Raw genomic sequence first — 10,531 nt, forward strand, 5'->3', positions numbered from 1 at the left:
ATCGCATGTTTATTTATTCATTATTAACCAATTCAAAGAGTTGGGCAGAAGAAGAACCATCAGTTTACAATGATTTAGAACGTCGAATGCGTGCATATACCATTGAATTTGTCATCGTACCAGCCGATGGAGATCCACTGTTATATGAAACACTTGGATCGTTTGCCAATCGAATTTATATCAATAATTCTTATGTGGTATATCATATTAGCTATTTGAATCAATAGTGAATTTTAGATTGAATGGAGTTTGGAGATGAAAAAGTATCATTATATGTTGATTTTAGTCGGGATTGTCTTACTGGCTCATCTTAAATATGTTTTAACAGGTGAGTTGATGATTTTTTATGGTGATAACCTGACGCAAGTATTACCTTTTTATTATCATGGATGGGATTTAGTTCATAGTGGCGAGTTAAACTTTTGGGATTGGACACACGGACTTGGTTCTAGTGTTTTCTCACATGTTTATTACTTTTTAACGTCCCCATTCTTTTGGTTAACGACGCTATTTCCGCGAGATGTCATTCCGACCTTATTTTTATACTGGTATATCATTAAAATTAGTTTAATTGGTATTTTTAGCTTCTTATGGTTAAGTAAATTGAATAAAAAGTTAGGAGTGGCCTTCATTGGTGCTCTTGTCATCATGTTCTCAGGATGGGTACTCACGTATTATCATTTCTTCTTCTTCTTAGATGCGTTTTTACTGTATCCACTCATTTTATACGCGATTGAACGCTACTTAGAGGAAAAGAAATTTGGCCTAATGGTATTACTGGTGGCACTCATAACGATGATGAATTTTTATTTCTCTTATCAGTTCATTCCGTTTGCGATGATGTATTCTTTATTTAGAAACTTCTTAATGAATCGAGGAAAAGAAATTTTCTTGACACAATTAAAAATCATCGGTTTTTATCTACTCGGAATTGGAATTGGAGGGCTTATCTTAATTCCAAGTGCACTAATTATTATTCAAACGCCGCGTTTAAGTGAAAGTGGGACTAGTTTAACATCGGTGGTCACGTTAAAGCAATTTTATCGTTATGTAACGAGTATTTTCTTCCCAGTGGGACATCGTTTTGATCCTAACTTCTTAATTAGTTGCACAACGGATCCTGGAATTGGATGGGGAGGAGGAGCCTCTTTGTATACGACCATCCTAACACCAGTGGTTGTTCCATTATTACTTTTCTTAAAAGATAAACGAGAAAAAATGGGGTATGTTATTTTCCTTGGAATATTATCATTCTTCTTTGTATTTAAAATCTTCTATGTGTTATTACAAGGATCTCTTGATACACGTTGGATGTATATGTTTATGTTCTTATTTGTCATGATGCTCACGCGCTTCCTAGACGCCTATTTTAAAGACCGTGAAGAAGCCTTCTATACGAAATATCTTAAGACAGCCTTAATGGTTATGGCAGGAACTGTTATTGTCATCGTATGGGGATTGTATGGGTTTACATTATGGCGTCAATGGAATGTTAATGCACACGAATTAGTCATGTTAAAAAATCATTGTTTATTAGCATCTATCTTGGTTATTATTTTTACGTTAACTTTAGTTTTACCTAAAATTAAGTATAAAATAGTCATTTTATCAGTGTTTATTGCACTCGAAGGACTTATTTCATTTAGAAACCTATTAAGCACAGATGCACCATTGACAAAAGAGAATTTAGATTATGAGGCGGTTGAGCGTTCTGATTTCTTTAAAGCTCTTCAGGAAATGGATGATAGTTTCTATCGTGTTGAATTTAGAACGACTCAAAAAGGAAAACCAGCGGATGATAATTTACCAATGTCGAGTAACTTTAAAGGATTTAGATTCTACACCTCGGTTTATCAGTATAGTCAAGATCAGTTCTTGTCTCCACTTAAGGTTGCTTCTTGGACAACTTCTCAACAAATCGGGAAGGAGAACGTGTTAAATTTATTAGCTTATAAATACTATATTGATTTTAGTGGTGGAGAAGCAAATCTTCCTTATGGGTTTCAATATTTAACGCATTTAAATGGCGCGATTGTTTATGAAAATCAATTCTATACCGATTTAGGCTTTACCTTTAATCAGGTCATCAGTGAATCTGACTTTAATTCTAAGTCTGCGCTTGAACAAAACTTGTTATATCCTTATTATTTAGTTGTACCAGATGAATATGCTAGTCATTCATTCCGTGATATCAATCCATTAGAAGAATTAACGTCAATTTTAGAATGGGGAAAACCAGGATTCTTTAGCTTTGAATATGAAGAACCAAAAGAAAAGACAATGGTTTATGTTGAAAACTTTGGCTCACCGGATCTTGAGGTTCGAGCGTATTTAGATGGAGAATTAGTTTTTGAGCAAATCGGATATCAGTTTGATTATGCAGGATTTTATATTGAACCGAAATTTGATTATTTAGAGGTCGTTGTGGGTGATTACGGTGATCCACTAGCACTAGTGAACATTTACTTAGATGAAAACTTAAGTCGTTATGATGAGTTATATACAACACGTCAAACACAAGGTTTAGATGTGTTAGAATTTAATAATGATGATTTAAAAACAAGTATTACGATTAATGAAGATAACCAGTGGTTATTTACTTCAATTCCTTATGATAAGGGATGGAGTGTTAAAGTGAATGGAGAAAAGGTTCAACCGATTAAGGTGAATCAAGGGTTCTTAGGACTACAACTTGACGCAGGTGAATATGAGATTGAATTTTCATATTGGCCGATTGGATTAAATATTGGAATCATTTTAACAGCATGTTGTAGCGGACTTTTTATTTTCTTCTTAATCGCTGATCGTCGAAAACGTCAATAAAAAAAATGAACTCGGGAATTAATTTCCGAGTTCATTTTTTTTGAATTCTATGATTAGGATTGTGATAAATCCTAGCGTACTGATGGTTGTTAGGATAGCTCCTAGTTTAAAACCTGGTGGTGTATAGGTTAAGGTGATGTTATAATGACCTGTTTCAAGAGGAAGTCCAATAAATCCACCTTGTACTTTATCAAAGTTTGTTTTTACACCGTTTACGGATAAGTTCCACCCTTTATCGTATGGAATCGAGAAGTAAAGGTAAGCAGGAGACGTGATGGTAATCGTTCCATCAATCCTATTTTGCGAGTATGTGGTTTGTTCAAATAGGTCACGCTTATCACTTTGCTTTTTAAGTGAAAGTGATTCAAAGTCATCGTCTTCAAGGACTAAGGTGTTAACAAAATCAATCTCAGATGGTGACATAGCTAAAGCATCCGATTGTTTTAAATAGTTTGAATACGTGAACCCAATTGGTAAGTAGTCGTTATACAAATAAACGGATTCATGTTCGAATGTTTTTAGTAGTGTTAGCTCATCCAAGTTGTCAATTAAATCTTGTTCATCGTGTGAGATGACATAATATTTAACGCCAAGCATTTTAGCTGTCTCTGATTCAAGAATATGGAAGCCCCAATACGTCGGATTGGCCCCAATTAGGGAAAAGAAATCGCTAAGTGTAAATTGGTACATGCTATCGTACGTTGAAACGCTTTTGTATCCATAGTGTAAGTTTAAGTTTCGGTAAATACTGTAATCCGTTGCACGGATAGGCGTATAAGTACGATACAAACTTGAATCAAGTTCTTCTAGATAATCAAAGGCTTCTTGGTCATATTTTTCACCTAGCCTGAAGTCTTCGCTACCATCAGGATAACGATTAAGCGTCATAGAGGCACTAATCCCAAGTTCTAGGATGAGAAGTATCGCAATGGATGCTATTTTAATTGAGAATTTTTTGATGAAGAGAAGGATGAGTAAGTAGGCGATGACAAGTACGATAGTGACTTTCATGACGAAGAGTTCTTTTAATTGAAGCTCTTGGAGATATTCATAACTATTTGACCCAATGACGATTAATCCAATTAAAAGTGCGATGATAATCACACTACTCAAAACTAACGGAAGTCTTTTAAATTCTCGATGATTTAAATATTTTGCAACGATGATGACATTGACCATTATGATTAAGATTGTAAAACGGAAGGTTGGTTCACTTAGTCCATGCATCAAAGACCCGCCATAAGGTGTCATTAATAGAAGTCCTAAGATACCATATAAACTTAACCAAAGCCAATTTTCTTTTAATTTATACTTTGTTTTATCTAAGAAGTACGAAAAGACAAAGAGATAGGTCACAACACCAGAATAAAGCGTTAATTGGTTTGTTCGGTAATCATCAGTGTTAAAGAGAAGGGCTTTGTCCCATGTTGAATCAAAGTTTGGACAGAATGAACGCATGATAATATCAAGGTAGATTTTAATCGGTCTCCATAAAAAAGACAATCCTTCGCTTGCTTCATTTAATCGTGTATTAAGGGCTGTATGAATGACGGCTGGTAAAATGAGAATGAGCGTCATACAAGCTCCTAAGATAAAGGCTGCGACAAGTTTTAAAGAGGATAGAATAAATGCTCTAATATTAAATTCATGGGTCATGAAATATCTGAGTGGCCAATAAAAGACTAAGAAGACACATAATGACCAGAATAAATAGTAATTTGAAATGAGTAAAATAAAAGAGGCGAAAACAACGAGACTGACACGCCCTTTATTTAAATACTTTTCAATGGCTAAAAAGATAAGGGGAAGTAGAGCGAACCATGTTAGGTACATCGGATGTTCAACGAATAAAAAGCCCCAACCACAAAAAGTGTACATGATGGATGGAATAAATCTCATTTGTGATTTGATTCCCATTTCTTTCAAAAAAGCACTTACCCCAATGAGTGCGACAAATAGTTTTAAAAGAGTGATGTAAAAGACTGCTCCCATCATTTTTGAAGCGGGGAATAAAAGTGTTAGGTACGCAAATGGATCGCCTAGGAGGTAGTAGGTTTTAGAACCGATAAAATTAGTTCCTAAAAATAAGTTCCATGACCAAAATGGAGCTTCTCCACTGCTTAGTAGACGATGAAATTCCTCATAAAAATAAAGGTGTTGGTTTTGATAGTCAAATCCTAAGGTGAAGGATTTAAGGTGTAATATATATGGTGAAAAAATAAGAAGCGTTAGAATCAAAAAGCTTAGTAACGTAAACTTTTCTTCTTTTAAATATCGTTTAAGCATAGGAGCCCCCTTTATTCAAAATAAGTATCATTTTTCTGTGCTATTATATCATAAAATCGCTTTTCATTGGTACCTTTCTTCGAATTGTGTCAAGTTATGAAAAGATGTCAAAATTTAAAACGACTTGCGACTGCTTTTTGTATTTTGGTATAATATGAGGTGAAATAGCGAAGAGGTGGAATTTATGAAGAAATTTGGATGGATTAAATCTTATGTGATAGTATTCGCTTATATTGTGACATTAGTCAGTGTAGATCTTTTATTGCATTATTTAGCGGGATTGAATGTTTTAGTTAAACGTTCTATTTTATTTTCAACAGCGTATGCATGTGGCTTTGCCGCTATCGGATTGTTATTTAAAGGAATGGGACGCCAAATTTATTATGGATTGACAGCAATCTTATTTGCCATTCTTGGACTTGGACAAGTCATTTATCATTATTTTTATAAAGCCTTTTTTTCAGTTTCCCAAGCCACTAATTTAGGAGAACTTGGAACGGTTAAGGGAGAGATTTTCCGTGTTTTAGAATGGAAATATACTTTGTTCTTTATTCCGGTTGTGTTGTTTATTTTGATTTTAGTTTTATTAAAACGTCAAATGAAGCGTCAAAAGTTTGATTATATGGCGGTTGTGGTTTGCTTTGTCATAGCATTTGGATTAAACTGGGTGACCAAAATAACATTTGAGACAACCGATTCAGTATCAGATAAATTTAAAGACGATAACTATTTGTATGAATCTTTATTTGATAAAGAACGTGCAATGGAACGATTTGGTCTATTTGCTTATACGAAGCAAGATGTGAGCATTACCACGCAACGATTTATTTCGAAAAAGTTTAAGATTGCGGCAGATTATGAACAAATCGATGCCTATTTTGAAGAAATGAACCATGAACATGTTGAAAATGAGATGACAGGATTATTTGAAGGTAAAAATGTAGTATTTGTTTTGGCTGAAAGTTTGTCGAATTTAGCGATTGATGAAAATATGACGCCGACGTTATATAAAATGATTCAAGAGGGACTGTATTTTGATAATTACTATTCTCCAACGTATAAAGCCTCAACAAGTGATTCCGAGTTCGTGGTGAACACGTCATTAGTTCCATCGATGTCTTATGGAACAACCTCGTATGATTTTGCGAATAATACCTTCCCAAATACGCTAGCGAATCGGTTTAAAGAGGCGGGATATACAGCACAATCATTCCACTCCAATACAGGAGATTTCTATAATCGCTTTAATTATCATCGCGCTCTTGGGTATGAAACATTTTATGATCAAAAAGCACTTGGGCTAGCGTTTTTAGACGAGTGGGAGTACATGGTCAATTGGCCAAGTGATACAGATTTAATGAAAGCTTCTGCTGATATTTTCTTGCAACAAGAGAAATTCTTTAGTTACATATTAACAACGAATGGTCATACGCCTTATACGACTCAACGAACAGAGCTTGCAGCTAATTATGACTATGTGCGTCCGTTTGTCAAAGAAGGCGCAGATGAAGAAATTGTTTATTATTATGCGGCACAAAATGCATTTGATGAATCGATGGCGTATTTAATTAATCGATTAGAAGAGGCAGGAGAATTAGAGGATACTGTGATTATCATCTTTGGTGATCATTATCCTTACCCAATCCATCATGATAAAATTTGGGCATATGATGATACGAATGCGTGGAATTGGCAGGAACTTCATAAAGTCCCACTTATTATGTGGACGCCAGGCATGGAACCTCAGACAGTCAGCAAGCTTATGAGTTCATTTGATGTTGCACCAACCGTGGCTAATTTATTTAATTTAAATTATGATTACTATCATGCCTTTGGTGTTGATGCATTCTCTGATGATGAGTCATTAGTTGTCTTCTCAAACTATGGATGGATCACAGAACATGCAAGAAATAATATTTGGTCTGGCTATACGGAGTCTTACGATGAAATTGGAACAGAGGCTTATATTAATTCGATGAATAATAAAGTTCTTGAAATGTTTGAAATTGGACAAGAAATCTTAAAAGATGATTATTTCGCACAGTAAATTAAAAGGGAGCCTTAGCTCCCTTTTGTTGTAAAATAATTCCTAAAGAAGGATTTTTATGAAAAAATGTTTCCATCTATGACGGAATATTTTATAATTAAAAGGCAAGAAGTACAATTATCGACAAGACGTTGAGTATAACTTTTAGTCCGTATATAAACCGAAATGTCATCTATAGTTTTATAGAAGCAGTCTTAGTATTTAAGCCGTTGTGATACTAAGGTATAACTATAGAACCACTAAAGGTTTTGAAATCCACAAAACTTATCGGTTCTTATATAAGAGGACTTAAAATAAAATTAGGAGCAGAAAAGGGGATTTATTAGTGAAGCCATTTAATCAGGTAGCGATCCTTATTCCGTGTTTAAATCCGGATGAGAAAATGCTAAATCTTATTAAAAATTTAAGGTCAAATGAATTTGAACATATTATAGTTGTGAATGATGGAAGTGTTGAAACATTTGATTCGTATTTTGAAGAAGCAAAAAACGTGTATCATTGTCATGTGTTACGACATCATGTCAATTTAGGAAAAGGGCGTGCTTTAAAAACGGCATTTAATTATATTTTAAATACGTTTCCAAATCTCGTTGGGGTTGTAACCGTAGATGCCGATGGTCAGCATAGTCTTGAGGACATTATCAAATGTTCAAATACTTTGATGGAGCATCCGACAGATTTAATTATGGGGTGTCGTGACTTTGATGCAGCCAATATTCCGTTTAGAAGCCGCTTTGGAAATATTATGACACGTCATGTTTTTAAATTTTTATGTGGGGTCAAAGTGACCGATACACAAACAGGATTACGTGCTATCCCTCGTAACTACTTAAAAACATTGATGAATGTGTCGGGTGAACGTTTTGAGTTTGAAATGAATATGTTAATTGATTCAAAACAAAATCAAGTTCGTATTACAGAGGTTCCGATTCAAACGATTTATTTAGAAGAGAATAAGTCTTCTCATTTTAATCCGTTAGTTGATTCATTAAAAATATATTCGGTATTTTTAAAATTTATCTTATCTTCATTTGCCTCTTTTATTATTGATATTTCATTTTTTACCTTATTCATCTCGATTTTAAAAGGCATGTCAGGACTTAATTATATTATGATTGCAACGGTATTAGCACGTATCGTTTCGTCTGTTGCGAATTTCATGGTTAATAAAAATACCGTGTTTAATTTAAAAGAAAATTCTATTTCAACTGCTATCAAGTACTATTGTTTATGCATCATTCAAATGTTGATTTCTGGTGTTGGGGTGACTTATTTATTTAAAGTGTCTGAAATGAATGAAGTTGGTTTAAAATTAATCGTGGATGTCTTATTATTCTTATTAAGCTTCCAAATCCAACGTGAATGGGTCTTTAAGCGTGAAGTGGAAAATGAAGGAGGAAATAAACGCATATGTATTTAGTTTTATTTCTATTCATTTTATTAGCTATTACAGTTAGTTATAGCGGCTTCTTTAAAAAGCGTTTTGAAGAAGTGTTACCGATAACGGTCTTATCCATGACGTTATTAATGTATGTTTGCTCAATTTTGGGTTCATTAAAGGTTGGATATTATGCGGTGATCGGATTGACTATTTTAGCGATTGGATTCAGTCTTTATTTTGTTTGGAAAGATAAAAAAGAGTTTTTCATGCGTTCTCTAACACCAGGTTTACTATTTTTTGTACTATTCTTTGGGTTTATTTGGTGGGCTCATCGGGGTCGTTTATTAACACAATGGGATGAGTTTTCACATTGGGGATTAACGGTAAAGAATATGTTTGCACTTGATGTTCTTGGAAATCAATCCATTGCTACGACAACGTTTAAATCTTATCCACCGGCGATTGCCTTATTCCAATATTTCTTACAAAAACTATCTGGGGTATTTATTGAAGGAAATTTATATCGGGCCATCAATGTTTTTAATATCGCGTTATTGATTCCTATTTTAAAGTTTACCACTTGGAAAGAACCAAAGAAATTTTTAATGTTAGCTTTTACGGTACTTGTGGTTCCACTCGCTTTTTATTATGAGTTCTATCATACGATTTATGTTGATGCTACACTAGGTGTGATTTTTGGATATATCTTATATAGTTACTTTAGTCAGCCCATGTCTAAATTTAATTTATTGAATTTAAGCTTAGCTTTCGCTACACTCATCTTAACTAAAGAAACGGGATTTGGTTTAGCTGCCATTTCACTTGTTATTATTCTGCCAGATTTAATTTTAAATCGCCTAGAGGTTAAATCGTTTATGAAGCAAAATCGTTATGTGAATAAAGTGATGCTTATTTTGCCTTTAATCACTATTTTATTTGCGAAGTACTCATGGAGTTGGTACTTAAAGATTTGTCAAACAGGGAGTTACTGGGGAGAACCTGGTGTAACCTTACAAAAAGTATTAAATCTTTATGCCGATGATCAACCTGTGTATCGTAAACAAACGATGATTAATTTCTTTAATGCCTTATTTACTGATAAAATCACTGGCTTTATGATTGATATTAACTTTATAGGGTGTTTATTTATTTTTGCCTTATTAGGTGCAAGTTTAGTTTATTTAACAAACAAAAAATATCAAATTAGAATAAAATGGGCCATTCGTTTAATCTTTATGGGATGCCTCATTTTTGCAGCTTCACTCTTATCAGTCTATTTATTTACGTATTCAGAAGGGGAAGCAACAGGTCTTGCCTCACTCGCTCGCTATTTAGGAACCTATTTAACGGGATTCTTTATCTTCTTAGTATATATGTTGTTGAGTGTTGATTCTGATGAGTCAAAGAAGTTTAAGCCTTATTTACCATTAGCTTGTGTCGTCTTTTGCTTAATTTTCATCAATATTAAACCACTATTAAATAGTACCATTTTAGCCCCTTATTATATTGATCAAAGTGTTGAAACAAGATGGGATTATTATGAAATGGAAAAACTATTAGAGGTGGTTAATCCTACTGACCGTGTTTACCTTATTACGCAAAATAATCGTCATGGTCATTTAACATCACGTTATATTTTAACGCCAATTCACATTAATACATATGAGTATAGTTTAGGTGACCCTTATTCAGATACTGATTTATACACTTGTAATTTATCCGTTTCGGAATGGGCATCGAGGTTAAATGAGTATGATTATGTTTATTTACATCGCATTGATGAAAAATTTATTAATACTTATGGAAGTTTATTTGAATCAGGGATTGATTTAATGAACGATACGTTATATCGTGTGATCAAGGAAAATGGAACGGTACGTTTAGAAAATGTTTTAATGCCATAAAAAAAGGATGAGGTTCTCACACCGCATCCTTTTTATTTATATAAATGACGAATTGTCAATACAAATGCGACAGTTTCTCATGAAATAGCT

General features: G+C 33.7%; 5 protein-coding genes and 1 pseudogene. 5 read left to right on the top strand and 1 reads right to left on the bottom strand.

Annotated elements, in window-relative coordinates; translation table 11 throughout:
• Positions 1-227 (top strand): annotated as a pseudogene (locus tag QWC74_RS04870) (hypothetical protein); the annotation flags it as partial.
• Positions 228-255: 28 nt separating this feature from the next.
• Positions 256-2,823: a YfhO family protein gene (locus QWC74_RS04875; RefSeq protein ID WP_006784204.1), complete on the top strand. Its 2,568-nt coding sequence runs from the start codon at positions 256-258 to the stop codon at positions 2,821-2,823.
• An 18-nt stretch (positions 2,824-2,841) separates the two neighbouring features.
• Here QWC74_RS04875 and QWC74_RS04880 read toward each other — a convergent pair whose 3' ends face one another.
• On the bottom strand, positions 2,842-5,109 hold the full coding sequence (locus QWC74_RS04880; protein WP_155222894.1) for a YfhO family protein: 2,268 nt from the start codon (positions 5,107-5,109) through the stop codon (positions 2,842-2,844).
• Between the two features lie 184 nt (positions 5,110-5,293).
• On the opposite strand from QWC74_RS04880, the gene QWC74_RS04885 reads away from it, so the two are divergent.
• The 3 genes from QWC74_RS04885 (at position 5,294) to QWC74_RS04895 (ending at position 10,441) form a co-directional block, all read left to right on the top strand.
• Positions 5,294-7,156: an LTA synthase family protein gene (locus QWC74_RS04885; protein WP_006785676.1), complete on the top strand. Its 1,863-nt coding sequence runs from the start codon at positions 5,294-5,296 to the stop codon at positions 7,154-7,156.
• A 325-nt stretch (positions 7,157-7,481) separates the two neighbouring features.
• Positions 7,482-8,576: a bifunctional glycosyltransferase family 2/GtrA family protein gene (locus QWC74_RS04890; protein ID WP_006785677.1), complete on the top strand. Its 1,095-nt coding sequence runs from the start codon at positions 7,482-7,484 to the stop codon at positions 8,574-8,576.
• Entirely contained in the window at positions 8,567-10,441 is a 1,875-nt protein-coding gene (locus QWC74_RS04895; protein WP_006785678.1) for a hypothetical protein, read from the top strand. Before QWC74_RS04890 ends, QWC74_RS04895 begins: the two co-directional genes overlap by 10 nt.
• The last annotated feature ends 90 nt before the right edge of the window (positions 10,442-10,531 follow it).

The organism is uncultured Turicibacter sp., assembly GCF_938044715.1.
In the GTDB taxonomy this organism is placed as follows: Bacteria; Bacillota_I; Bacilli_A; order MOL361; family Turicibacteraceae; genus Turicibacter; species Turicibacter sanguinis.

Coding starts and splice junctions, on each gene's coding strand:
- QWC74_RS04875 (WP_006784204.1), top strand. CDS start 256: ATGAAAAAGTATCATTATATGTTGATTTTAGTCGGGATTGTCTTACTG.
- QWC74_RS04880 (WP_155222894.1), bottom strand. CDS start 5,109: ATGCTTAAACGATATTTAAAAGAAGAAAAGTTTACGTTACTAAGCTTT.
- QWC74_RS04885 (WP_006785676.1), top strand. CDS start 5,294: ATGAAGAAATTTGGATGGATTAAATCTTATGTGATAGTATTCGCTTAT.
- QWC74_RS04895 (WP_006785678.1), top strand. CDS start 8,567: ATGTATTTAGTTTTATTTCTATTCATTTTATTAGCTATTACAGTTAGT.